Genomic DNA, 24610 nt, shown 5'->3' with positions numbered 1-24610 from the left:
CCGCGGGGTCTTCCCCGACCGGCGGGTACGGCCGAGGATCTTCCTCACGCCCACGGAGGAGACGCATGAACAACACGCCCTGGTACGAGGAGCTGTCGCCCGGCACCGGACCGCTCGCGCCACGCGCCTGGTTCGCCGCGTCCGACGCGAAACGCCTCTCGCTCGACGGGACTTGGCGGTTCCGGCTCTCACCCACGGCCGACAGCGAGGACACCTCGTTCGCCGTGCCCGGGTACGACGCGTCGGGCTGGGCCGGGCTCGCCGTGCCGGGGCACTGGGTGCTCCAGGGACACGGCCGCCCCGCCTACACGAACGTCCGCTACCCCTTCCCCGTCGATCCCCCGCGCGTGCCCACCGAGAATCCGACCGGCGACCACCTGCGCGTCTTCGACCTGCCCGATGCCCTGCCGGCCGGCGGCGAGGTGCTGCTGCGCTTCGACGGGGTCGAGTCCTGCGCCCGGGTCTGGCTGAACGGCACCGAGCTCGGCACCTTCATGGGCAGCCGCCTGCCGCACGAGTTCGCGGTCGCGGCGCTGCTGCGGCCGCGGGGGAACGTGCTCGCCGTGCGGGTCCAACAGTGGTCGGCCGGGAGCTATCTGGAGGACCAGGACCAGTGGTGGCTGCCCGGCATCTTCCGCGAGGTGACCCTGCTGCACCGGCCGGCGGGCGCGGCCGGCGACTTCTTCGTGCACTCCTCGTACGACCACCGCGCCGGCCAGGGCACCCTGAGCGTCGACAGCGCGGTCCCGGGGCGGGTCCTCGTCCCGGAGCTGGAGCTCGACCTCGCCACGGGCGAGAGCGCTCTCATCGCCGTCGAGCCCTGGACGGCCGAAACGCCCCGGTTGTACGCGGCCGAGCTGGTCACGCCCGGAGAGCGCGTTCAGCTGCGCATCGGTTTCCGTACCGTGGCGGTCGAGGACGGGCTCCTGAAGGTCAACGGGCGCCGGATCCTGTTCCGCGGGGTCAACCGGCACGAGTTCCATCCTGAGACCGGCCGCACGCTCGACCTGGCCACCATGCGCCGCGATCTGGTGCTCATGAAGCGGCACAACATCAACGCCGTGCGGACCAGCCACTATCCGCCGCACCCCGCCTTCCTCGACCTCTGCGACGAACTCGGTCTCTGGGTGATCGACGAGTGCGACCTGGAGACGCACGGGTTCGAGGAGCTGGGCTGGCGCGGCAATCCGGTCGACGACCCGCGCTGGACGCCCGCCCTCCTGGACCGCGCGGCCCGGATGGTCGAGCGCGACAAGAACCACCCGTCGGTGGTGCTCTGGTCGCTCGGCAACGAGTGCGGCACCGGGCGGGGCCTGAGCGCCATGGCCGACTGGATACGCGGCCGTGACCCCGGGCGCCCCCTCCACTACGAGGGCGACCGCTCCTGCCGGGACACCGATGTGTACTCCCGCATGTACGCCTCGCACGAGGAGACCGGGCGGATCGGCCGACGCGAGGACACCGACGGGCCGCAGGCGCGGGCCCGACTCCCCTTCCTGCTCTGCGAGTACGGGCACGCCATGGGCAACGGGCCGGGCGGCCTCACCGAGTACCAGGAGCTCTTCGAGACGTACGAGCGCTGCCAGGGCGGGTTCGTCTGGGAGTGGATCGACCACGGTCTCGCCCATCCCGGGTTCGGTTACGCCTATGGCGGGGACTTCGGCGAGGAGCTCCACGACGGCAACTTCGTCTGTGACGGGCTGCTCTTTCCCGACCGCACCCCCTCCCCCGGGCTCGTCGAGTACAAGAAGGTGATCGAGCCGGTCGAGATCGCCGGGGACGGTCGTGCGGGCACGGTCACCGTCACCAACCATCATGACTTCAGCGGGCTTTCGCATCTCCGCTTCGGCTGGTCCTACGAGGTCGAGGGCGAGCCGGTTGCCTCGGGTCCGCTCGACGTGCCCGATCTCGCGCCGGGCGCGAGCGCGGAGCTGAAACTCGGCCCACCGCCCCTCGCCGACGCCTCGCGCGAGGCGTGCTGGACGGTGCGGGCGGTGCTCGCGCACGACACGCCGTGGGCGCCTCGGGGGCACGAGGTCTCCTGGGGCCAGCTGCCGGTGGTGGCGCGCCCGGCACCCGCGGCCGCCTCGGGGAGCGTGCCGGTCCGGGCGGGCAGCCGGGTCTCGCTCGGCCCCGCCGTGTTCGACGCGCGCACCGGCCTGCTGACCGGGTTCGGCGGCATCGCGGTGGACGGGCCCCGGCTCGATGTGTGGCGGGCGCCGACCGACAACGACGCGGGGGCGGCGTGGGCGCCGCAGGAGCAGTACGCCCGCCAGTGGCACGAGCTCGGCCTCGACCGTATGCGACACCGGCTGGACCAGGTGGAGTGGGAGGACGGCCGGTTCGTGGTGCGCGCACGGGTGGCGCCCGCCGCGTCGGATCTGGGGCTGCGCGTGACGTACGCCTGGAGCGGCGACGGGGAGCGGGTGCGGCTCGCCGTCTCGGTCGCGGCCGAGGGCGCGTGGACGCTGCCGCTGCCGCGGCTCGGCGTGCGGATGGGGCTGCCGGGCGCGTTCGGGCAGGCCGAGTGGTTCGGCGCGGGGCCCGGCGAGGCGTACCCGGACACCCGGCGGGCCGCCCGCGTCGGCCGCTGGAGCATGCCGGTCGACGCGATGCGGACGCCGTATGTGCGACCGCAGGAGAACGGTGCGCGCGCCGGTGTGAGGTGGGCCGAACTGCGCGATGGTGAAAGGGGGTTGAGGATCGAGGGCGATCCCGCGTTCTGGTTCACCGCCCGGCGGTGGACGAGCGAGGAGCTGAGCGCGGCCCGGCATCTGCCCGATCTGGTCCCGGGCGACCGGATCTGGCTCAACCTGGACCACAAGATGCACGGCATCGGCTCGGCCTCGTGCGGGCCCGGCGTGCTGCCGCGGTATCAACTCCGTGCCGGGCAGGCCGAGTTCGGCTTCGTCTTCAGCCGGTCCGTCAGTCGGTGAAGACCGCGTCGAGGTAGACCCAGGCCCCCTCCACGCGCGAGAACCGGCTGTGCTCGTGCAGCGAGCCCGCCTCGCCGCCGTGGGTGTAGTGCGCGCGGAAGGTGACGGTGCCGGTGGAGTGGAAGGCGCTGCCCTCGGTGGTGTCCAGGATCTCCAGGCGGGTCCAGCGCATGCCGGGGTCGAAGTCGATCGAGGCGGGGCGGGTGTCCGGGTGCCAGGTGCGCAGCAGGTAGGGCCCGTCCTGGACGGCGAAGGCGCTGAACCGCGAGCGCATCAGCGCCTCGGCGGTGGGTGCGCTGGCCGCGCCCGAGTGGTAGCGGCCGCAGCAGTCGGCGTAGGCGGCGGGCAGCCCGCACGGGCAGGTCTTCGGGACGGCGGGACGGGTGGGGCGCTTGGTGCGACGGGACATGCCCCTATCTGACCACAAGGGCCCCGCCTGCCCGCGTGGCGGCCGCCCGGGTCGCATGGTGGTGGTGTGCCGGGGCCTCCGGTACGACCGATCGCCGCGCCGGACCACGTCCTGGACGGTGACCGCCGCCGCCACCGCAAGGGAATCCGACGTGACCACAGCCCGCGACCTGCTGCTCGTCAGCATGGACGGCCCCGCCGATCGCCCCGCCGAGCAGGGCGATCTCTCGTTGGCGCTGGCCGGCGCCGAACTGCTCGACCTCGCCGACGCCGGGGTCGTCGACCTGGACGGCGGCAGGGTCGTCCCGGGGCCGCCGCGCGACCTGGGTGAGCCGCGGCTGACCGAAGCCGCGTCGGCCCTGGCCCGGCAGGCACCGTACGAGTCGGTGGAGGACTGGCTGTGGCGCAGGGGCCGCGGCCTGTACGCGGCCTACCTCGCCACCCTGGAGGCCGAGGGAAGCGTCATCCGGGAGCACCACCGCTGGCTTCCCGGGCGCACCGGCCGCACGCGGGTGGCCGATTCGCCGGACCGGCGCCGGGCGATGGAGCGCTGGGCCTCGGGCGAGCCGGTCCTGGCGGGGCTCGCGGCCGCGGCGCGGCTGTACGACGAGCCGCCCGAGGATCTCGCGGACCGCACCGGCGACGCCGTTCTGACCGTTCTGTCGGCCGTCGACGACGCGGTGACGGAGCTGGCGGCGGAGCGGCAGCGGCGCAGCATCGAGGACGCGGCCTTCGACAACGTGTGGCGGGGCCAGTGAGAGCACGGTGAGGCGCGGCGCCGACCGTCCCCCGCCCCCGCGCCCGCGCCCGCCGCACCTCGGGGAGGCGGGCGGGCGCGTGCGGCGGCGCACGGCGCGGCCGCCCACCCGTCGTTATCGGCCATCCGTGGAGTTACCGCGGTTAACCCTGAACCGCGCCCCCTACCGTGATCCGGATGCGCCGTCGGCGCGACAACGTGAGGCCATGGGCAGGGAGTTGAGGCATGAAGCAGAGGTTGAGCGTCCTGGTGGCGGTGGGCGCCCTGACGCTGGGGGCGGCGGGAGCCGGGACCGCGCGGGCGGCGGTGGCAGGGCACGGCTGCCCCACGGCGGAGATCTTCGCCACGACCAACACCGCGATCATCACCGATCCGGCCGACCCGCGGCTGAAGACCCGCCTCACCCGCTTCGACCACGAGGTACGAGCGCTCCTGCACGCCAACGGGGCGCGGCCCGGCGCCTCGAAGCTGCTCGACGGCGTCTTCTGGTCCGGTGACCTGAAGCAGACCACCTACGAGCGCTCGCGCGAGTTCGACGTCAACAGGGTGAGCCGGGAAGGGTTGCACCACATCGCGGGCCTCATCGCCAAGCAGTACCACCAGGAGTCGGTGCTGACCTTCCGCTGCCTGCCGCGCAGCGCGCCGGATACCGACGCGGTCGAGATCCAGGCGCCCGGCGTCTCGGCGACCCGCCTGCATGACGCGCTGATCGCGAACCCCGAGGCCCGTGACGAGCTCGGCGGCGGCTCGGTCACCCTCGACGGGCGGCTCATCCTCGTCGCCCCGATCGCCGACCTGCCCCTGGCCCAGAAGTTCACCAAGGCCCTCGGCGTCGACTGGAACACGGCCGAAGTCCGGTACGGGGACGAGGAGTTCGTCTCGTAATCGCCCTCGATCAGGTGCCCGGTCAGTCTTCCGGGATCGACGGGCCGACCGTATGCTCCTGCGCCGGACGTGACCGTTACCACCGGTAATAGGGGGCACTGTGGCACGCACGGGCAGTACGAGACGGACTTTTGTCGCCGGTACGGCGGCGGTGGGCGCGGCGGCCGCCCTCGGGGTCGAGGCACCCGTCGCCTCGGCCGCCACCGGCACCGAGGCGGCGGGCACCACGGCGGTCGGCCAGAGCGTCGCCGTGCTCGGCGGCGGGGTGGCCGGACTGACGGCCGCCCATGAGCTGGCCGAGCGCGGTTTGCGGGTGACGCTCTACGAGCGCCGGGCGCTCGGCGGCAAGGCCCGCTCCATGGACGTGCCGGACAGCGCGAAGGGCGGGCGCCGGCCGCTGCCCGCCGAACACGGCTTCCGCTTCATCCCCGGCATCTACCACAACCTGCCGGACACGCTGCGGCGGATCCCGTTCCCCGGCAACGCGCACGGCGTCTGGGACAACCTGGTGGCGCCCAAGGAGATGATGTTCGCGCGGACCGGCCAGGAGGACCTGCGCCTGCCCATGCCGGGGGCCGGCACGCCCCAGCCGCTCACCCTCGACGACATCCGCCGCGCCCTGACCGGTCTGCTCGGCACCTTCCAGCGGCTGCCCGCCCGCGAGGCCGCGTACTTCGTGGACCGGCTCGCGGTCTTCCTCACCAGCTGCCAGGAGCGCCGCGACAACCAGTGGGAGTCCACGCCCTGGTGGACGTTCACCCGGGCCGCGCGGATGAGTTACGACTACCAGCGCATCCTCGCCGTCGGCGTCACCCGGAACATCGTGGCGACCAAGGCGGAGGAGGCCAGCACCCGCACGGTGGGCAGCCTGCTCGAAGCCTTCGTGTTCAACGCGCTCGGCCGGGGCGCGGACGGCCCGCTGGACCGCATCCTCAACGCGCCGACCAACGAGGCCTGGATCGACCCGTGGGTCACTCAACTGCGGGGACTCGGCGTGGAGTTCAAGGTGGGCTGGACGGTACGCGACTTCACCTACGGCGGCGGGAGGGTGACGGGCGTCCGGGTCGAGGACGACGGCGGCACCGCGGCGATGGTCACGGCCGACCACTACGTCTGCGCGCTTCCCGTGGAGCACGCCCGGCCCGCCTGGAGTGCGGCGATGCGCGCGGCCGACCCGCAGCTCGGGCGCTGCGACCAGCTGCGCACCGACTGGATGACGGGCATCCAGTTCTATCTGACCGAGCGGCCCGACATCGTGCACGGGCACGTCGACTGCATCGACTCGCCGTGGTCACTGACCGCCATCGCCCAGGCCGAGCACTGGCCCCAGCGCCCCTTCGCCGCCGCCTACGGCGACGGGACCGTCGCCGACTGCCTCTCGGTCGACATCTCCGAATGGGACAAGCCCGGGATGCTGTACGGCAAGACCGCCAAGCAGTGCACCCGCGACGAGGTCGCGCGCGAGGTGTGGGCCCAGCTCAAGGCCGCGCTCAACGACACCGGCAGGACCGTCCTCAGCGACTCCGGGCTGCACTCCTGGTTCCTGGACCCGGGTGTCTCGGGCATCGGCACCCCGGACCCGCACAACGAGGACGAGCTGCTGATCCACCCCACGGGGACCTTCCACAACCGGCCGACGGCCGCCACGAGGATCCCCAACTTCTATCTCGCGGGCGACTACGTGGCCGTCCCCATCGACCTGGCCACCATGGAGGGCGCCAACACCTCGGGGCGGCTCGCCGCCAACGCCCTGCTGGACCGGGTGGGTTCGACGGCGCCCCGCTGCACGGTGACGCCGTTGTACAGCGCGCCGGAGCTCGACCTCCTGAAGGCCACCGACCGGCTGCGCTACCGGCTCGGCCTGCCGAACGCCTTCGACCTGGGGTGAGCCCGGGCGGGCGCGGCCCGCTCCGGCCGCGCCCGCCGCCTCACGCCTTGCGGGCCACGCCCGAGTAGACCGGAATGGTGTCGTCGCCCGCGGCCGCCGCCTCGCCGAGTTCGGGGTGCCAGGCGGCGGCGAGCCCCACGCCCGGCTCGGCCAGTTCGCGGCCGTGGAAGAACCGGGTGACCTCGGCCTTGGTGCGCGGGCGCAGCGTGACGCCGCCCTCCTTGTAGAGCTCCACGGCGCGGGCCGCGCTCTCCGGGTCGAAGTCACCGGTGATCTGCGACAGGACCAGGTAGCTGCCCGGCGCGAGGACGCCGAGCAGACGGTCGACGATGCCGTACACATCGTCGTCGTCGCCGATGAAGTGGGTCAGTGCGATCAGTGAGAGCGCGACCGGGCGGTCGAAGTCGAGGGTGTCGCGGGCGAGTTCCAGGATGCGGTCGGGTTCGCGGACGTCGGCCTGGATGTACTCGGTGACACCTTCCGGGGTGGAACGCAGCAGGGCCTCCGCGTGCCGCAGCACGATCGGGTCGTTGTCCGCGTACACGATCCGGGCGTCGGGCGCGGTGCGCTGGGCGACCTGGTGGAGATTGGGCTCGGTGGGGATGCCGGTGCCGATGTCCAGGAACTGGCGTACGCCCCGTTCGGCGAGCCAGCGCGTGGCGCGGTGCATGAACGCCCGGTTGACCCGGGCGATGTCCCGGCCGCGCGAGTCGAGGGCGAGCAGCTGCTCGGCGAGCGCCTCGTCGACCGGGTAGTTGTCCTTGCCGCCGAGGAACCAGTCGTACACCCGGGCCGGGTGGGGCTTGCTGGTGTCGATGGTCACGGCGGTGCGGTCTTGCCCGGTCATGTGCGCTCCATGGGGGATGAAGGTCAGTGAACAGGGGGATGGATCACGGTGGTTGACGGTGTGGTGCGCGAGGGGTGCCGGGTGGATCAGGTCAGCAGGAAGTCGGCCTTGCCCGACTTCGCGCCCTGGATGAAGGCGGCGATCTCACCGGGGGTGTAGATCAGCGCGGGACCCTCCGGATCGGCGGACTGGCGCACCGCGACCCTGCCGTCGGCCAGCTTCATCGCCTCGAAGCAGTTGCCGCCGTTGCCGCCGCTCCACGGCTTGTGCCAGCCCTCGGCGCCGAGTTCGGTGGCGGGCATGCCGTTGTAGATGTGCCCGTCCGCCGGCCCGCCGTCGTATATGTGATCCATTCACAGCTCCTTGCGGAGATCCTTGAGGATCTCCTTCGTGCGTTGTGCAGTCGCGGCCTGAGCCGCCATGCGGTCCATGACCTCCAGGTGCGTGGCCACCTCGGGACGCGCGTCGAGGTAGACGGCACCGGTCAGGTACTCGCTGTAGACCATGTCCGGCAGTTCGGGCACGGCGAAGCGGAAGAGGACGAAGGGCCCGTACGTCCCCGGGTGGTGTCCGGAGGCGAACTCGGCCAGCTGCACGGTGACGTTGGGCAGTTTCGACGCCTCCAGGAGGCGGTCGATCTGGTCCCGCATCACCTGCGGCGAGCCGACCGGGCGGCGCAGCACCGTCTCGTCCATGACGACCCACAGCCGCGGGGCGTCCTCGCGGGTGAGCAGCGACTGGCGCTCCATGCGCAGTGCCACGTGCCGGTCTATGTCGGCGTGGCTGGTCGCGCCGAGCGCGCCGCTGCGCATCACGTGGCGCGCGTACTCCTCGGTCTGCAGCAGCCCGGGCACGAAGTGCGGCTCGTACGATCTGATCAGCGAGGCCGCGCCCTCCAGGCTGACGTACATGCTGAACCAGTCGGGCAGGATGTCGTGGAAGCGCTGCCACCAGCCCGGCTTGTTGGCCTCCTCGGCCAGGGCGACGAAACCTTCCGCCTCCGCGTCGGCGATCCCGTACGCCCGCAGCAGCAGCACGACATAGGGGATCTTGAGCGAAACCTCGGCCATCTCCATGCGCCGGATGGTGGCCGGGGCCACCCGCAGCACCTTGGCCGCCTCCTCGCGCCTGAGACCGGCCCGCTCGCGCAGGTCCTGCAGGCGTCGGCCCAGCACGACCTGCCCCACGGTCGGGGCGGACCGGGGTTCACTCACTTCAGACCTCCCCACGCGCTGTTGCGAGCAGTGTGCCATGTCGATGCAGATAGGAGAACGGCACTCTGCAATTTTCAGAGTGCCTCTTGCCAAGTGTCCGCCGCGGGTACAAGGTAGGTCGGTGAACCAGTTCACACGCGGTGGCCGTGCGCAGCCTTGGGGGAGGCAGTGTCCGGTACCGCTTCCCCACTGTGAGGATTCCGGTCGTGGCTCCTGGTAACGCGCTCATCCCCCAGCTGACAGGCGCATGCTCCGGGACCGCTGTACGGCGGTACGCCTTCGACGTGCCCGCCCGTACCGAATCGGTCTCCCTGGCCCGTCGGCGCAGCAGGGACATGCTGACGGGGTGGGGGCACCACGACGAGCTGCACGAGACCGCCGCCCTGGTGATCTCCGAGCTCGTCACCAACGCCGTCGTGCACACCGCCGGCGACCACATACTGTGCGAACTCACCGATCTCCAGCGGGCGTTGCGGATAGCGGTCCGGGATCTGGGCTGCGGCTCGGCAGGGCCGCGCCTGTGCCACTCGCAGGACGACGAGGAACGCGGACGCGGGCTGCTGCTCGTGGACGCGGTGAGCAGCGCGTGGGGCACGCACGACGCCCCGTACGGGCCGGGCCGGATCGTCTGGGCCGAGCTCGCGCACGGCGGACCTGGCCAGGCGGGCCGACCGTGATGAGACAGATGCTTCCCTGGGGACCCCGGTCCGGGCGACAGGGCCCGCGACCCGATGGGTCCGGAACCGCCGGGCCCCGTGGCCCCGTGCGCAGTGGGGGTGCGCACGGAGTGCCCGGGCCCGGCGGCTCCGCCGCTCGACCCGGCGGCGGGGTGCAGCTCCCCGCCGTACGGCCCGCCACCCTGGGCCGGGACGCGGTGGGTGTGCCCGCCGCACACGGTTTCCGGCTGCTGTCCCGGCTGCCCCGGTCCGGCTGCGTCTTCGCCTCGGCCGACTGGTGGTGGTGGATCGTTCCGGCCGGCTCCGACCAGGATCTGCCCTGGCCCCGGCCGGTGCGCTACGCGCACGGCGCCGTCGTTCCGGACGCCGACCGGCCGCGCCTGATCAACTTCCCCGAGGGCGCGACGCCCTACACCCCGCCGATCCCGCTGTACCTGGTGGTCTGCCAGCTGACCGGCACCGCCCCGGCCTGGGCCTGATCCCGGAGCACGCCCGGGCGTGCCGGGTGGGGGCTTCGGCCCGGCCCGCCTAGTCGGTGGGCAGGCCCCGCGCCGCCTCGGCGAGCGCCTCCAGGACCGGCCGGAACAGCGGATGCCCCTCGGCACCCCTGCGCACCGCGGCGAACACCCGCCGGGTCGCCGCCGGGCCCGCCACCGGGCGCACCACCGTGTCCTTGCCCTCCATGCCGCGCAGCGCGGAGCGCGGCACGAGCGCCACCCCGGCCCCGGCCCCGGCCAGGGCCACCACCGCCCGGAAGTCGTCGGATGAGTGCACCAACTTGGGCTGGAATCCCGCGAGTTCACAGGCGAGCAGCATCACGTCGTGGCAGGGGTTGCCCGGGTAGGGGCCGATCCAGTCGTCGTCGGCGAGCGCCGAGAGCGGTACGTGCGACTCCCGCGCGAGGGGGTGCGTCGCATGCAGGACGGCGTCGAAGGGTTCGGCGTACAACGGGACGCGCGAGAGCCTGCTGTCGTCCTCGCGGGGCGCGCCCCGGTACTCGACGGCGAGCGCGAGATCCGCCTCGCCGTCCAGGACCAGCGGCAGCGCCTCGTCGCCCTCGGCGTCCCGCACCCGGACCCGGATCGCGGGGTGGCTCGCGCGCAGCCGCACGATCGCGGGCGCCAGGACCTCCGCGATGCCCGTGGCGAAGGCGGCCACGGTGACCTCTCCGGCCGCGCCGCCCGCGTAGGCGGCCAGCTCCGCCTCGGCCCGCTCCAGCTGGGACAGGACCGCGTTGGCGTGCTCCAGGAGGATCTCCCCCGCGGCCGTGAGCCGCACGCCCTTGCCGCTGCGGGTGAGCAGGGTGTGCCCGGTCTCCTGTTCCAGGGCGGCGAGCTGCTGGGAGACTGCGGAGGGCGTCAGATACAGCGCTGCTGCCGCGGCGGTCACCGTACGGTGGTCCGCCGCGGCGCGCAGGATGCGGAGCCGGCGGGGGTCGATCACCCAGCCATTGTCCCGCGCGTCGGCCCGCCACCGGCACGGGCGCCGTCGGGCGCCCCTGGGGCGCCCGTCGGCCGACCGGCGGGCGTCGGGCCCTCGTAACCCTGGCGCGTCAGCCCTTCATCGACGCACGGGCGTCGACGAACGCGGCCACCGTCTTCTCGATGTCCTGCGTGGAGTGCGCGGCGGAGAGCTGGACGCGGATGCGGGCCGCGCCCATCGGGACGACCGGGTAGGAGAAGCCGATCACGTAGACGCCGCGCTCCAGGAGCAGCTCGGCCATGCGCGCCGCCTCGGCCGCGTCCCCGATCATGACCGGTGCGATGGGGTGCTCGCCGGGCAGGATCTCGAAGCCCGCCTCCGTCATCTTCGTACGGAAGAGCGCGGTGTTGGCCGCGAGCTTCTCGCGCAGGTCACCGGCCGACTCCAGGAGGTCGAGGACCTTGAGGGAGGCGGCGGCGATGACCGGGGCGAGCGAGTTCGAGAACAGGTACGGGCGCGAGCGCTGGCGCAGCAGGGCGACGATCTCGGCGCGAGCGGCGACGTAGCCGCCGGAGGCGCCGCCGAGGGCCTTGCCGAGGGTGCCGGTGATGATGTCGACGCGGTCGCTGACGCCGTGCAGGGCGGGGGTGCCCGCACCGCCGGGGCCGGTGAAGCCGACGGCGTGCGAGTCGTCGACCATGACCATGGCGTCATAGCGGTCGGCGAGGTCGCAGATCTCCTGGAGCGGCGCGATGTAGCCGTCCATGGAGAACACGCCGTCGGTGACGATCAGACGGCGGCGGGCGCCGGACGCCTCCTTGAGCTTGGCCTCCAGGTCGGCCATGTCGCGGTTGGCGTAGCGGAAGCGGGCCGCCTTGGACAGGCGGATGCCGTCGATGATCGAGGCGTGGTTGAGGGCGTCGGAGATGACCGCGTCCTCGGCGTCGAGGAGCGTCTCGAAGACGCCGCCGTTGGCGTCGAAGCACGAGGAGTAGAGGATCGTGTCCTCCTGGCCCAGGAACGCCGACAGGCGGCCCTCCAGCTCCTTGTGGACGTCCTGGGTGCCGCAGATGAAGCGGACGGAGGCCATGCCGTAGCCCCAGCGGTCCAGGGCGTCCTTGGCGGCGGCGATCACCTCTGGGTGGTCGGCGAGGCCGAGGTAGTTGTTGGCGCAGAAGTTGAGGACGTCACCGGAGGGCACGGAGACGGAGGCGCTCTGCGGGGTCGAGATCACGCGCTCGGGCTTGAAGAGCCCGGCTTCCTTGATCTCGTCGAGGGTCTTCTGAAGGTCGTCGCGGACGTTCGCGTACATGCGGGGTGCTCCTAAGGCGGGCGGGGTCGAGGGGGCCTGCGGGGAGGGGCTCAGACCGTCCAGTCGAGGATGATCTTGCCGCTGCGGGCGGTGGCGGCCTCGTCGAAGGCGGCGTCGAAGTCCTGGAAGCCGTACTTGCCGGTGATCACCGGGCTGAGGTCGAGACCGCCTTCGAGCAGCACCGTCATGGCGTACCAGGTCTCGAACATCTCACGGCCGTAGATGCCCTTGATGGTGATCATCGAGGTGACGATCTTCGCCCAGTCCACGGCGAACTCCTGCGCGGGCAGGCCGAGCATCGCGATGCGGCCGCCGTGCGTCATGTTCGCGACCATGTCGCGCATGGCCTCGGGACGCCCAGACATCTCCAGGCCGATGTCGAAGCCCTCCTTGAGGCCGAGCTGACGCTGGGCATGGGCGATGTCGTGCTCGGCGACGTTCAGCGCGAGGGTGGCGCCGGCCTTGCGGGCGATGTCCAGCCGCGACTCGCTGACGTCCGTGATGACGACGTTGCGGGCGCCCGCGTGCTTGGCGACCGCCGCGGCCATGATGCCGATCGGGCCCGCGCCGGTGATCAGCACGTCCTCGCCGACCAGCGGGAACGACAGCGCGGTGTGCACGGCGTTGCCGAACGGGTCGAAGATCGCCGCGACGTCGAGGTCGACCTGGGTGCGGTGCACCCACACGTTGGAGGCGGGCAGCGCCACATACTCGGCGAACGCGCCGTTGCGGCCGACGCCGAGACCGATGGTGGAGCGGCACAGGTGGCGGCGTCCGGCCAGGCAGTTGCGGCACTTCCCGCAGACGAGGTGGCCCTCGCCGCTGACCAGGTCGCCGACCGCGATGTCCTGGACGTCCGCCCCGACCGCGGCGACCTCTCCGACGAACTCGTGGCCCAGGATCAGCGGCGTCTTGACCGCGCCCTGCGCCCAGCCGTCCCAGGAGCGGATGTGCAGGTCCGTGCCGCAGATGCCGGTGCGCAGCACCTTGATCAGCACATCACCGGGTCCGGTCTCCGGCTCGGGAACGTCCATGAGCCACAGTCCGGGTTCGGCGTGCTGCTTGACAAGTGCCTTCATGGGCGGGGCTCCCGGCGTACGGAGAGGGGCGTACGGCCACGGATCGGTGGCCGGACGTACGGGCGGACGTGCATACGGACTCGGGCCGGGCGGTGTCCGGCGAACCCGGATGACCCTGCCGATCCTCCCGATCCGCCTGATCTGCTTGATCCGCCCGATCCAGCCGGTCCGGCCGATCTTGCTGATCACCAATCTGCCGAGCCCGGGCCGCCGAGTCCATCGAGGATTTCTTAAGCGGGCCAACAGCCGAGCTTCACGCGCGCCCCTCACGCCCCACCCGCGGGCCCCTTCGGAGGGTCCCGCGCCGGGATGTCCCGGCTCTCCGCGCGTGCCGGGTGGTTCCGTGAGTGCCGGGGTGTGACGTCAGGGGGCCGGGCGTGGCCTCACGCCGGGGACACGGACGACCAGCCGGACGGAGCAGTCCACTCGGGCGGCCCGGACGGATTCTGGACGGTTCGGGAACCTTCGTGGCCCGGAGCCGGTGGAGGGCCGGGCTTCGCTTCTCGTCCGCTTCCTCGGGGCGGTGGAGGTGGGTGGTGCACGGGATCCGGCGATCCGGGGGTAGGAGCCCGGCACGGTGCCTGCGCCGGGAAAGGGCGCGCGCTCCGCCACGCAGGCCCTCATGCCGGGGCCGCGGGCCCGGCCCGGAGACCGTCACACCAGGGCCGCGGCCTCCCGCACATCGAGGTGGGCGCCTTCCGCGTAGGCGCGTTCGTACGACCCCGCGTCGAGGGCGGCGCGCAGCGCTGCTTCCGCCCGGCGCCGGGTCTCGGGCTCGACGGCGGGCGGGCGGAACCCGAAACTCCCGTGCCCGGTCGAGCTCCGGTCGTACGCCCCGAGCAGCCGGGCCCCGTCCAGCGCGTCCCCAGCGTGGGCCTTCGCCCAGGCGGAGGACAGGAATTGACTGAGGATCACCTGGGGAGCGACCAGATAGGCCTGACTCTCCAGGTGGCGCACCGCTTCCCGGATTCGGCGCTGAGCGCCTTCGTACCGTCCGTCCAGACAGTCGAGCCAGCCGTCCAACCCGGCGACGAGGCCCCGGAAGAGCTCGGGTGTCTGGGGTCCGAACTCCGCCTCGATTGAACGGAGTTGCTCCCGCGCATCGTCGAGCCGTCCGATGCGCCCGTAGTGCTGAGCCAGGAGCATCCGGACGGTGCCGATGTCCTCCCCGGCGAAGTGCCGCGACTCCTCGACGGCCTCCACGAGCAGCCGTTCCGCCGCCGCACGCTCGCCCGGAGTACGCGCCGTCTCCAGACGCACGGCCGCCAACCTGCCCTTGAATTCTGGCACTTGCCGATGCGCACCGAGCCGGGCGACCTCGTCGAGCGCCCGCTCGAAATCCGCCGCGGCCTCCTCGTACCGGTCCTCCCGCGCGTACGACTCGCCCCGCGCCGAGAGGGACTCGGCGATGCCCCACGGGTCGCCGATCCGCTCGAAGAGCGCGAGCGCTTCGGCGGCATCCCGGCCGCCGGCCAGTTTCGCGCGGAGCAGGAGAGTGAAGGCGAGGTCCCAGGGATCACCGTGCCGCCTGGCGTCCGCGACCATCTCGTCGACGACCCGGTCGAATCCGGTGAACTCGCCGGTGAGGAGCCGGGCGAAGTACCAGACCGAGCCGGGCTGGCGGCTGTTCTGCGGCAACCCGGCCCCGTACGCGTCGACGATCCGGCGCAGATACGTCACGGCCCCGGGGCTGGTGAGCTCCGTGTCGCTGCCGCCACTGGCCGCGAACACCATCAGATGCACCCCGCGCCGGGCCTCCCACCGCCGCTCCTTTGACCAGGGCGGCGGGCTGTCCGTACACCGGTCGGCGAGCGGAACGGCGGGCCGCACCGGTTCGGCGAAGGGATCCGGGCCCAGTGCGGCCACCTCCCCGGCCCAGCCGCGCGCGTCGGCCTGGTGCCCCCGCAGCTGCCAGAACCAGGCCATGGCGAGGACGAGGCACAGCGCGTCCTGCTCCCGCTTCCGCTCAACTGCCTTACCCAGTGCGGCCCTTACGTTGCCGTGCTCGGCTTCGAAGCACTGGATGACCTCGTGCTGGCGCGGACCCCGCAGCAGAGGCTCCCGGGTACGGACGAGTTCCCGGTAGGCGACGAGATGCCGCAGCTCGACCTCCGCCCGCTCCCCCGCCTCGTCGAGCCGCTGTGCCGCGTACTCCGCGACGGTCTCCAGCAACCGGTACCGCATCCCGCCCCCGGCAACAGGCGCGGCCGTGACGAGCGACTTGTCGACGAGAGAGCCGAGGAGGTCGATGACCGGGGTGGACACCCGCAGCCGCGCCGACCGGTGGGGAGCGCTCTCTCCGATGGCCGATCGTCCCGGAGCTGCGGTTCCGCGGCAGGAGGGGTTCTCTCCAGGGACCGACCGGCCGGGAGCTACGGTTCCGGGGCGGAAGGCGTGCACGCCAGGGACCGACCGGCCGGAGAGCGCTGCTCCGGGGCGGGAGGTGCTCTCGCTGGAGACCGACCGGCCGGGGACCGCAGCGCCGGGTCCTGGCTCGTCGAGGGCCGCTGCCTCGCGGTCCTCGCAGACGGCTTCCGCTTCCGGCAGGGCGAAGCCACCGGCGAAGACGGCGAGGCGCCGCAGCAGGGCCTGCTCCTCGGAGTCGAGGAGATCCCAGGACCAGTCGACCACCGCGCGCAGGGTCTGCTGTCTCGGCTGGAGGGTCCTGCTGGTCCGGGAGCCGGTGTTGAGCAGCCGGAACCGGTCGTCGAGCCGGTCCGCGATCTGTCGCGGTGTGAACAACCGCAGCCGCGCCGCGGCGAGTTCGAGAGCCAGGGGCAGCCCGTCCAGGCGTCGGCAGATCTCCGCCACCGCGTCGGGATCGTCGTCGGCGCTGAAGCCGGTCCGGGCGGCGGCGCCGCGCTGCCCGAACAGCCGGAGAGCGCTCTCGTGCGGCAGGGGCCCAAGGGCCCTCACCCGCTCACCCGGCACGCCGAGCGGCTCCCGACTGGTCGCCAGGACGGCGACCCCCGGGCACGACGTGAGCAGCTCCTCCGCCAACTCCGCCGCCGCGTCCACGACTTGCTCACAATTGTCGAGCACGATCAGCATGCGGAGGCGGCCACAGTGGGCCATCAGCTGCGCGAAGGGGTCCCTCGGAGTCGTATCGGCCGGGCCGACGAGCCTCGTCTCGCGGGCACCCAACGCAGTGAGCACGGCCTCGGTCAGACTCGCCGCATCCCGTACGGGCGCGAGCTCGACCAGCCACACCCCGTCGTCCCATCGCCCCGCTACGGCGTCGGCCGCCTCGATCGCCAGGCGCGTCTTGCCCGCCCCGCCGGGCCCAGTGAGCGTGACCAGACGGGCCCGCATCAGGTCCTCATGGACCGCTTGGACATCGACCTCCCGTCCGACGAACGACGTGAGCCGAGCCCGCAAATTGCCCGCCACCCGGACAGCCGACGCCTCCCGGCCAACTCGGCTCTCATGCCCATCGGACCCGGGCCCAGCCGCAGCTGCGTGGTGCGGGGTCAGGTGAGCGGAGTGCGGCGGAAGGGCGTGGGCGGAGGCTGCGCGGGAGGGGCCCGGGTGTGGCAGCGGCGTGTGGGACGGGGCCACACAGTCCGGGCTCGTGCAGCCCTGGGCAACTTGGCTCGAGAGCGTGTGGCCCGAGGTCGAGTGGTCCGGGGCCGTGTCGGCGGAACTCGTGTGGTCTGAAGCTGTGTGGTCCGAGGCTGCGTGGCCGGAACACATGTGGTCCGAGCCCGTCTGCCCGGAGGCCGTGTGGCCGGAGCCCGTGTGGTCCGAGGCTACGTGGCCGGAAGCCATGTGGTCCGAGCTCGTGTGCCCGGAGCCCGTGTAGTCCGAGGCTGTGCGCCCGGAGCCCGGGCCGCCCGAGGGCCCATTGCTCGTGTCCGTGTACGGCGGAGTCGCTCCGTGCGAGGCCGTGTTGGGCGGCACCACATCCGACGAACCCGTGTGGTCCGACTTCAGCGGGCCTGAGCGCAGGTGGCCCGTGCTATTCGGGTCCGAACCCACACCGAACGAACCCCCGTGGTCGGAGCCCCCTCGGCCTGAGCTCCCCTGCCCCGAGCCTTTGAGAGCGCTCGCGGCATGCCGCTCCGGATTGAGTAGTTCGGCGTGCAGAGCCACCAGCTCTGGCCCGGGGGTCGTGCCGAGGCGCTCGGAGAGCGCTCCCCGTACGGATTCGTAGGTGGCGAGCGCCTCGGCCGAGCGTCCTGCTGCTCGCAGCGCGCGGATATGGAGAGCCTGGAGCGGTTCGTCGAGGGGAGCCGCGAAGGCGAGTGCGGCCAGCTCGCCGAGAGCGCTCTCGGCACGACCCAGCTCCGCCTCCACCGCCAGCCGGTTTCGACGTGCATCGGCGCGGTGCCGCTCGGCCCGCACCACCAGCGGGTCACCGTCGCGTGACGGGAGATCCGCGAGCGCTGGGCCGTGCCACAAAACAAGGGCTTCGTCCAGGAGCCCACCTGCCCGCTCAGGATCTCCAGCGGCCAGCGCGGTCGCGCCTTCCGCCGCGAGGCGCTCGAAGCGGAAGAGATCGATCTCGTCGGCACGGGCGGCGAGCCGGTAGCCGCCGGGCACCGATTCCACTGCGCTTCGCCCGAGCGTCCGACGCAGCCGTCCGACCAGCGCTTGCACCGCCCCGGCCTCGTCGGTGGGCGGCGCGTCCCCCTCGCCCCACACCTGCGCGATCAGCGTGGCTTGCGGGACGGCACGCCCAGCACCTGCCGCCAGCGCGGCGAGGAGCGCTCTCAAGCGGGCTCCCCCCAGCCGCGCTTCACTGCCGTCAGAGCGCAGTGCCTGCGTCGGTCCGAGTATGCGATAGCGGAGCTTCACCCGCTCATTCTCTCCGGTGGCCGACCCGCATCGTCCAAGCCTCCCGGCCCACCGGCCGCCGAGCCCGTTGGGCGCCCGCACGCGCCACGGCGCTCCCCCGTCGGCGCTCGGTCCACAAAAGGCGGGCGCACGTGAGGACTGCGGGCGCACATAGAGCGCTGCCCGGAGCCCCGTGCGGGCCCGCCACCCACGCGGGGGCCCACAGGCCCCTTGGCTATCGTGGCCGCACCACAACGAGGGGATGACGGGCGTGGAGCTGGGGGTGGCGCGGTGACGGGGTCCGGTGGTCGGCGCATTCGGGTGCCGGTCGGGGACGACGCCGCGCGCTGGGCGACCCGTGGCCAGTGCCGGCGCGTGCTGTTCGTGGTGCACAACGTGACGTCAGCGACCAGGCTCCTCGACGTCCTGCCCTTGTTCCACGACGACCTCCGCATACAGCTCCTGGCCACCTGTACCGGATCCTCGGCCTTCGAGGACGGAGTGGAGTCGTTGCTGGCCGAGACCGGGGTGCCGGTGCTGCCATGGGAGCAGGCGCTCGAAACCAAGGTCGACCTGGCCATCACGGCCAGCCTCGGCGGCCAACTCCAGCGCATCTCAGGCAAGTTGGCCCTCCTCTCACATGGTGTCGGCTACAATAAGACGCTCTCCACACCGGACACCGGACACCGGACACCGGACACCGGACACCGGACACCGGACACCCTTCGCCCGCGGCCCCGGGCTCAGCCCCGGTCCCGGCCCCAGCGGGCGCGACTGATCGTGATCGAGCTCAGCCAGCACCCGAGAGCGCTCTCTCGCCGTCACCCGTCTTCGGCCTCTCCCCCGAGTGGCTGCTGCATGAGGGCATACCCATCGCGGACGCCATGGTCCTCTCACACCCCGAGCAGTTGGACCGGCTGCGTACGGCGTGCCCGGAGGCCGTTGCCACGGCGACCCTCGCCGGGGATCCCTGCTTCGACCGGATGCTGGCGGCCCGGCCGTACCGAGAGCGCTTCCAGAAGGCGCTCGGGGTACGCCGGGGCCAGCGCCTGGTGCTGCTGAACTCGACCTGGAACCCGGAGTCGCTGTTCGGTGACGGCGGCGGGGACGACGTGCTCCCTTCGCTACTGCCCCGGCTCACCGCGGAGCTGCCCGCCGACGAGTACCGGATCGCCGCCGTGCTGCATCCCAACATCTGGCATGGGCACGGCCCCGGGCAGATCCGGGCCTGGCTGGATCGGGCGTTGCGCGGCGGGCTGACACTGATCGACCCTCTGCGCGACTGGCGCCAGGCACTGCTGGCGGCGGACGCCGTCATCGGCGATCACGGTTCCGTCAGCTACTACGCGGCAGCCCTCGGCACCCCCGTTCTGCTCGGCGCCGCTCCTTTGAACGGGCTCGACCCCCGGTCGCCGGTGGCCGAATTCGTACGCGGCGCTCCCCGGTTCGAGCCGCACACACCTCTGGCCACGCAATTGCACGACCTGATCACGAGCCACCGACCACTGGCGGGGCCGGCCCGTCTGACCACCTCCTCACCCGGCGAATCGGCAGCTCTCCTGCGCGGCCTCTTCTACCGTTTGATCAACATCCCGGAACCGGCGTGGCCCCCGCTACTCGAACGACTTCCGCTGCCGCCCCGCCAACTCTCTCCGCTCACCGCCCCGTTGAAGGTGCTCACGAAGGTGGGGGCGGGCTCTCCGGATGAGGTTCATGTATCCCGGTACGCCGACCCCTGGTACGAGCCGGACAGGGAAGGCGAAGCCCACATTGCGGTCCACGAAGACACGCGCGATCCAGGTCAACTGACCCTGGCCGATGTCCTGTTGCGTGAAGGTTCACCGGACGACCTACGGTTCGGGTCGCCCGGGCTGTGGACGCGCGAGGTGCTGGCGCGCCACCCGCACAGCGCCCTGGCCGCCTACATCACGGGGCCGGGCGAGTGCACCGTACGACAGCGCAACGGACCGCTCGTGCACCTCACCGGCGATCCCGCCGGACTCGATCCCGGGGCCGCGGTCTCGGCGCTGTACGCGTGGCTGACAGCGGGCCGGACCGTCGAGGAGGCGGCCGAGGGCGGACTGATCGTGCGCACGGGAAGTGTCGTGCACCGGGTGAAGGTCACCAAGTGACCCACCGATGGAGCTACTTGGGGCCAGTGGCGCCGTCCTTGGACTCGATCCGCCCCAGCGGGTCGGGCTCGGCCGACAACGCCTGTGCCGCCGCCTGCCAAGCGTCATCCCCGGGGTGGAGCCGAGAGCGGAGGTAGGCCCAGGTGAGGTGCTGGACCGTGGCCACTCGGGCGGGGTTCTCGTCCGTGGTCTCGGCCACGTCGTAGCCCGAGATGCCGCCAAGGCCGTGCTCCGCGCCGAAGAGGGTGAGCAGGGACTTGGGTCCCGGGGCCAGGAGGTACGGATCGGCGTGCCAGTCCGGGCCGCTCACCGTCATATGGGCGGAGGTGTCCTGGTCGCCCGCGATCACGAGCGTCGGGGTTGCCATCCGGGAGAAGTCGGTGGTCAGGAAGACCGGGAAGTTTTCAGCCACCTCCTTGGTGAGAGCGTCGCCTCCCCGGCCCGGCGCGGCGAGCAGGACGCCCGCCTTGATCCGGGGCTCCGTCAGATCCACCTCCGTACCGTCGTCCGGGTCGGTGAGGCGGGCTCCGAGCAGGAGGCTCGCCGTGTGCCCACCCATCGAGTGGCCTGCCACGGCGACTCGGTCACGGTCCAGACGGCCGCGCAGCTGCGGGACGGCGGACTCGATCGTGTCGAGCCCGTCCAGGATGTGCTTCATGTCCTCGACCCGCGATCGCCAGTACAGCGGCGCGCCCGGGACGTCGGGGTCGAGGGTCAGCGTCCTCGAACTCAGGTGGGTGGGCTGAACAACCACAAACCCGTGTGCCGCCCAGTAGTTGGCGAGCGGGGCGTAGCCGCTCAGGGAGGAGAGGTGGTTGGAGAAGCCCTGGCCGTGGGAGAGCAGGATGATCGGCAGATCGGTTCCGGTCAGGGGTGCGGAGATCCTCAGTTCCAGGTCGACGGGGCGACCGGGGACAGGGAGCGCGATCGGGCTGACGGAGAGTACGGGATGTGCGGAAGCCCCAGGGCTTTCGTGCTGGGTAGGCGAGCTGACGGTGTCAGCTGCGGGGGTCGGTGTCGGTGCACTCATGATGCGCGTTTCCCCTCGATTTTCCTTCGACGGCCTTCGGGCAGGCGGTCGGGAGCGTCCGGCTTGAGCTAGGCTGCAAGCGGAGCGTTGTTCCGTTTACTATACGGAACGCCGTTCCGCTTAGTCAATGACCATCGGAAGGAGTGCGTGGTGGCCAGGACAAGTCCTGCGGGCGAGGGGGCGCCCCGCGGCAAGCGGGCCGATGCGCTGCGCAACCAGCAGACGCTGCTCGACGCGGCCGCCGCCGTCTTCGTCACATCCGGCGTGGACGCGCCGATCCGTGAGATCGCGGCCCGTGCGGGCGTCGGGATGGGCACCATCTACCGCAACTTCCCCACCCGGGCGGACCTCGTCGTCGCGGTCTACCGCCATCAGGTCGAGGCGTGCGCCGAGGCGGGCCCGAGCCTGCTGGCCGACAGCGACTCACCGCTCGCGGCGCTGCGCCAGTGGGTCGACCTGTTCGTCGACTTCCTGGTCACGAAGCACGGACTGGCCAACGCCATGCAGTCGGACAGCAGCGGGTTCGACGCGCTGCACGCCTACTTCCTCGACCGGTTGGTGCCCGTCTGCGCGGAGTTGCTCGACGCCGCGGAGGCGTCGGGGGAGATCAGGCCCGGCACCCACGCCTACGAGTTGATGTGCGGCATCGGCAACCTCTGCATCGGCCGCGACAGCGACCCCCGCTACGACCCCCGCAGGCTGGTCGCGCTCCTCCTTCAAGGGCTGCGGCAGCCACGGTCGGCGCCATCGGACTGAATTCGCTCGCACTGGGCTGATACCGCTCTCACTGAACGGAGAGACCGCCGCAACCGCAGGCTCGGGACCGGGGCCAGCACCAGCACCGGCACCGGCACCGGCACCGGCACCAAGCTGAGGGGCCGCCTCAGCCGCCAGCACCGACCCCCCGCACCGGGACGGAAGGATCGCGGCAACCGCTGCCTTGGACCGGAGCTGGGCCCGCTTCACTCTGCGAACGATGCCGGAGTCGTACCCGCGTCCAGAGAGTTGAACGCGCTCTCCCGCCCGGCGCAGCCGGACCTCACTCGCCCGGGCCCTCCCCCGCGCATCGCTCACGGAGCGCTCTCAGGTGGATCAGGTGGTAATGGGCCTGCTCGTTCGCCAGCGCCGCTATCGCCTCGTCAATCAGGGGCAGCGCGTCCGAGACGCGGCCGCCGGCCTCGAAGGTCTCGGCGAGGTCCGTGAGCGCACGGGCCGTGTTGTACGGCTCGTGAGTGCCGCGGAAGAACGCGAGAGCGCTCTCAAGGCGGGCTTCGGCCTCCGCCCAGCGCCCGAGGCCACGCAGGGCCCGGCCGCGGTGACGCTCCAGGAGAGCGCGGGCGCGCGGCAGATCACCGGCGCCCTCCCCGTCCGCGGTCACGCCGTCGAGAATGCGGTCCGCCGCCTCGAAGCAGTCGTACGCCTCCTGGTGGCGCCACTCGCGCAGCCGCAGCAGACCGAGGGACTCGACGGCGGTGGCATGGCCCCGGGTATGACCGACGGCTTCTTCTATGCGGGCGGCCTCCGTGAAAGCGCTCTCAGCCTCGGCCCATTGGCGAAGCTCCGTGAGGTTGAGGCCGAGCAGCGTGTGCATGCGGGCGGCCTCGCGGGAGCCGGGGTTCTGGGCGAGTGTGGCCCGGACGCCCGCGCGCAGTGCGGGCAGGAGTTCGTCGTGGCAGCCCATCTTCAGCTGCACGGGCCACAGCGCCTGATTGAGCCGGAACACCGAGTCCGCGTCCCTCAACTCCTCGGCTGCGCCGATGGCTTGGAGGAGGTTGCCGAGTTCGTCGTGCAGCACGGTCAGCGCCTCGCCTGCGTCCGTGTAGCGCACGCCGGCCGACGTGGGCTGCTCCGGGTCGCCCAGGCGCCAGCCCTGGCGGAGGGCGGCCCTGCTCGCGGGTTCGGCGAAGGAGACACACCAGTTCACCGCGCGCCGCACGGCCTCCTCGGCCGCCGCGAGGCCGTCCTCGCGCAGTGCCTCCGTCACGGCGTACTCCCGGATCAGTGGTCTGATCCAGTACCTGCCGTTGGTCGCGCTCTCCATGAGGCGGCTCTCGGCGAGTTCGCCGAGGAGGCGTTCGGCGGCCGTCTCGTCGAGGCCGAGGGTGGCCGCCGCCATCGGTGCGCCGATGGCGGGCCAGTCGCGCTGGGCGAGCAGCCGCAGACCGCGCGCCGCCCCCGGTTCGAGGGCGCGCAGGCCGTCCGCGACCGCGGTGCGGGCCGCGTCGCCTCCCGCGCTTCCTTCATCGCGCCACTGGCGTGCGGCGAGGCGCGCGGCGGCGGCGCGCAGCGCGAAGGGGGAACCGGCGCAGCGGGCGAGGACGGCGGGCAGGGCGGCCCGGTCCAGCGCCACGTTCTGGGCCTTGGCGACGTCGGTGAGCAGGCGCCGCGCGTCCTTGTCGGAGAGCGGTCCCACCGGGATGCCGACCGCGTCGAGGCCCGGCAGGGGGTGACGGGCCGCCACGATCACGAACACGCCAGGCGCGGAGGTGAGGACGGGGAGGACCTGCGCGGCGGACCGGGCGTGATCGAGGACGATCAGCAGCCGCCGGTCCGCGGTGCAGGCGCGCAGCAGGGACTGGCGGTCGTCGGGGCCGGGCGGGATCTCCGCCGCCGGGATGCCGAACTGCCGTAGCAGCAGGCGCAGTACGGCCGACGGATCGGCCCCCGCGGCGGCACCGGTGCCGGTTCCGCGCAGGTCGGCGTACAGCTGTCCGTCGGGGAAGCGGCGCAGTTCGGTGCAGCCCCAGTGGAGGGCGAGCGCGCTGGTGCCGATGCCCTGCGGGCCGTGCAGGACGGCCACCCGGGGCCGGCCGTCCGCGGCGCGGGAGGCCTCGCGGGTCAGGGCTTTGCGCTCGCCGTCGCGGTCGGTGAAGAAGCGGGTGGAGGCGTGCAGGGCGGGCACCTGGTGGGGATGACCGGGGCGCGGTGCGCTGCGGGCGAACGCGGTCCAGGCGCGGGCGAGGGCGGGGTCCCCGCGTAAGGCGTCGTGCACCTGGCGGGCGACGCCGTCGAGTTCGTCGGCTCCTCGCGGGGCGCGGACCTCGCGGCCGACGATGCGGCGGACCAGGCCGCCGGCGCTCTCCCAGGCCGCCTTGCCCGCTTCGTTGGCGAGTCCCGAGCCGACCGCGCCGAGCACGGCGGCGACGGCTGCCGTCGATGTGGGATCCAGCATGTCCCGCCCCCGATTCCGCTACCCGCCCCGGCCTGCCGCGGCCACGCTAGCAACATCCTTTCCGGCAGGCCGACT

Annotated in this window: 17 protein-coding genes and 2 pseudogenes; 8 read left to right on the top strand and 11 right to left on the bottom strand. The window is 72.4% G+C overall.

All coding sequences use genetic code 11. The features are described 5' to 3' along the window. Nucleotides 1-65 precede the first annotated feature (65 nt). The gene (locus DT019_RS10505) at nt 66-2936 is read left to right on the top strand and encodes a glycoside hydrolase family 2 TIM barrel-domain containing protein (RefSeq protein ID WP_114036435.1); all 2871 of its coding nucleotides are present in this window, start codon (nt 66-68) and stop codon (nt 2934-2936) included. Here the strand turns inward: DT019_RS10505 and DT019_RS10500 are convergent. Beyond that, nucleotides 2926-3345, bottom strand: a complete 420-nt coding sequence (locus DT019_RS10500) for a YchJ family protein (RefSeq protein ID WP_114036434.1) — start codon at nt 3343-3345, stop codon at nt 2926-2928. The two genes, DT019_RS10505 and DT019_RS10500, sit on opposite strands and share 11 nt — an antisense overlap. 151 nt (nt 3346-3496) lie before the next feature. Between DT019_RS10500 and DT019_RS10495 the strand changes: the two genes are divergently transcribed. The 3 genes from DT019_RS10495 (at nt 3497) to DT019_RS10485 (ending at nt 6874) form a co-directional block, all read left to right on the top strand. After that, nucleotides 3497-4102 (top strand): GOLPH3/VPS74 family protein, encoded by a 606-nt coding sequence (locus tag DT019_RS10495; RefSeq protein WP_114036554.1) that lies wholly within the window; start codon nt 3497-3499, stop codon nt 4100-4102. A gap of 224 nt (nt 4103-4326) precedes the next feature. Next, nucleotides 4327-4986 carry a hypothetical protein gene (locus tag DT019_RS10490; RefSeq protein WP_114036433.1) on the top strand — a complete coding sequence of 220 codons (660 nt, stop codon included), beginning with the start codon at nt 4327-4329 and terminating at the stop codon, nt 4984-4986. Nucleotides 4987-5086: 100 nt separating this feature from the next. Beyond that, a complete protein-coding gene (locus DT019_RS10485) occupies nt 5087-6874 on the top strand; it encodes an FAD-dependent oxidoreductase (RefSeq protein ID WP_114036432.1) in 1788 nt (595 codons plus the stop codon). A 40-nt stretch (nt 6875-6914) separates the two neighbouring features. Here the strand turns inward: DT019_RS10485 and DT019_RS10480 are convergent, their stop codons facing one another. The 3 genes from DT019_RS10480 to DT019_RS10470 all read right to left on the bottom strand — a co-directional run bounded on the left by DT019_RS10480 (nt 6915) and on the right by DT019_RS10470 (nt 8935). Continuing rightward, nucleotides 6915-7721, bottom strand: coding sequence for an SAM-dependent methyltransferase (locus tag DT019_RS10480; protein WP_114036431.1), 807 nt, complete (start codon nt 7719-7721; stop codon nt 6915-6917). A gap of 86 nt (nt 7722-7807) precedes the next feature. After that, nucleotides 7808-8074 (bottom strand): DUF397 domain-containing protein, encoded by a 267-nt coding sequence (locus tag DT019_RS10475; protein WP_114036430.1) that lies wholly within the window; start codon nt 8072-8074, stop codon nt 7808-7810. Continuing rightward, on the bottom strand, nt 8075-8935 hold the full coding sequence (locus DT019_RS10470) for a helix-turn-helix domain-containing protein (RefSeq protein ID WP_114036429.1): 861 nt from the start codon (nt 8933-8935) through the stop codon (nt 8075-8077). 206 nt (nt 8936-9141) lie between these two features. On the opposite strand from DT019_RS10470, the gene DT019_RS10465 reads away from it, so the two are divergent. Continuing rightward, nucleotides 9142-9612, top strand: coding sequence for an ATP-binding protein (locus DT019_RS10465; RefSeq protein ID WP_114036428.1), 471 nt, complete (start codon nt 9142-9144; stop codon nt 9610-9612). Nucleotides 9613-9698: 86 nt separating this feature from the next. Then, nucleotides 9699-10091 (top strand): hypothetical protein, encoded by a 393-nt coding sequence (locus tag DT019_RS10460; protein WP_114036427.1) that lies wholly within the window; start codon nt 9699-9701, stop codon nt 10089-10091. Nucleotides 10092-10140: 49 nt separating this feature from the next. On the opposite strand, the gene DT019_RS10455 is transcribed toward DT019_RS10460, so the two are convergent. The 5 genes and pseudogenes from DT019_RS10455 to DT019_RS40865 form a co-directional block, all read right to left on the bottom strand. Beyond that, the gene (locus DT019_RS10455) at nt 10141-11055 is read right to left on the bottom strand and encodes a LysR family transcriptional regulator (protein WP_114036426.1); all 915 of its coding nucleotides are present in this window, start codon (nt 11053-11055) and stop codon (nt 10141-10143) included. 109 nt (nt 11056-11164) lie between these two features. Further along, nucleotides 11165-12346: a glycine C-acetyltransferase gene (locus tag DT019_RS10450; protein ID WP_114036425.1), complete on the bottom strand. Its 1182-nt coding sequence runs from the start codon at nt 12344-12346 to the stop codon at nt 11165-11167. A 50-nt stretch (nt 12347-12396) separates the two neighbouring features. Next, nucleotides 12397-13425, bottom strand: coding sequence for an L-threonine 3-dehydrogenase (gene tdh / locus DT019_RS10445; protein ID WP_114036424.1), 1029 nt, complete (start codon nt 13423-13425; stop codon nt 12397-12399). A 2034-nt stretch (nt 13426-15459) separates the two neighbouring features. Continuing rightward, a pseudogene (locus DT019_RS41045) lies at nt 15460-16743 on the bottom strand (ATP-binding protein); the annotation flags it as partial. Nucleotides 16744-17553: 810 nt separating this feature from the next. Continuing rightward, nucleotides 17554-18222: pseudogene (locus tag DT019_RS40865) on the bottom strand (AfsR/SARP family transcriptional regulator); the annotation flags it as partial. A gap of 863 nt (nt 18223-19085) precedes the next feature. Between DT019_RS40865 and DT019_RS10430 the strand changes: the two are divergent. Next, nucleotides 19086-20333 (top strand): hypothetical protein, encoded by a 1248-nt coding sequence (locus DT019_RS10430; RefSeq protein ID WP_317617750.1) that lies wholly within the window; start codon nt 19086-19088, stop codon nt 20331-20333. A 13-nt stretch (nt 20334-20346) separates the two neighbouring features. Here the strand turns inward: DT019_RS10430 and DT019_RS10425 are convergent, their stop codons facing one another. Continuing rightward, nucleotides 20347-21363 (bottom strand): alpha/beta hydrolase family protein, encoded by a 1017-nt coding sequence (locus DT019_RS10425; protein ID WP_114036423.1) that lies wholly within the window; start codon nt 21361-21363, stop codon nt 20347-20349. Between the two features lie 150 nt (nt 21364-21513). Between DT019_RS10425 and DT019_RS10420 the strand changes: the two genes are divergently transcribed. Further along, the gene (locus tag DT019_RS10420; RefSeq protein WP_114036422.1) at nt 21514-22119 is read left to right on the top strand and encodes a TetR/AcrR family transcriptional regulator; all 606 of its coding nucleotides are present in this window, start codon (nt 21514-21516) and stop codon (nt 22117-22119) included. Between the two features lie 283 nt (nt 22120-22402). On the opposite strand, the gene DT019_RS10410 is transcribed toward DT019_RS10420, so the two are convergent. Further along, nucleotides 22403-24535: a tetratricopeptide repeat protein gene (locus DT019_RS10410; RefSeq protein ID WP_114036421.1), complete on the bottom strand. Its 2133-nt coding sequence runs from the start codon at nt 24533-24535 to the stop codon at nt 22403-22405. Nucleotides 24536-24610: the final 75 nt, after the last annotated feature.

The organism is Streptomyces sp. SDr-06 (assembly GCF_003324565.1).
Classification (GTDB): domain Bacteria; phylum Actinomycetota; class Actinomycetes; order Streptomycetales; family Streptomycetaceae; genus Streptomyces.
The sequence above is the reverse complement of the archived record's forward strand: the minus strand, read 5'-3'. Positions and strand labels throughout refer to the sequence as shown.

Coding starts and splice junctions, on each gene's coding strand:
- tdh (WP_114036424.1), bottom strand. CDS start 13,425: ATGAAGGCACTTGTCAAGCAGCACGCCGAACCCGGACTGTGGCTCATG.
- DT019_RS10410 (WP_114036421.1), bottom strand. CDS start 24,535: ATGCTGGATCCCACATCGACGGCAGCCGTCGCCGCCGTGCTCGGCGCG.
- DT019_RS10480 (WP_114036431.1), bottom strand. CDS start 7,721: ATGACCGGGCAAGACCGCACCGCCGTGACCATCGACACCAGCAAGCCC.
- DT019_RS10500 (WP_114036434.1), bottom strand. CDS start 3,345: ATGTCCCGTCGCACCAAGCGCCCCACCCGTCCCGCCGTCCCGAAGACC.
- DT019_RS10425 (WP_114036423.1), bottom strand. CDS start 21,363: ATGAGTGCACCGACACCGACCCCCGCAGCTGACACCGTCAGCTCGCCT.
- DT019_RS10450 (WP_114036425.1), bottom strand. CDS start 12,346: ATGTACGCGAACGTCCGCGACGACCTTCAGAAGACCCTCGACGAGATC.
- DT019_RS10475 (WP_114036430.1), bottom strand. CDS start 8,074: ATGGATCACATATACGACGGCGGGCCGGCGGACGGGCACATCTACAAC.
- DT019_RS10430 (WP_317617750.1), top strand. CDS start 19,086: ATGGTCCTCTCACACCCCGAGCAGTTGGACCGGCTGCGTACGGCGTGC.
- DT019_RS10490 (WP_114036433.1), top strand. CDS start 4,327: ATGAAGCAGAGGTTGAGCGTCCTGGTGGCGGTGGGCGCCCTGACGCTG.
- DT019_RS10505 (WP_114036435.1), top strand. CDS start 66: ATGAACAACACGCCCTGGTACGAGGAGCTGTCGCCCGGCACCGGACCG.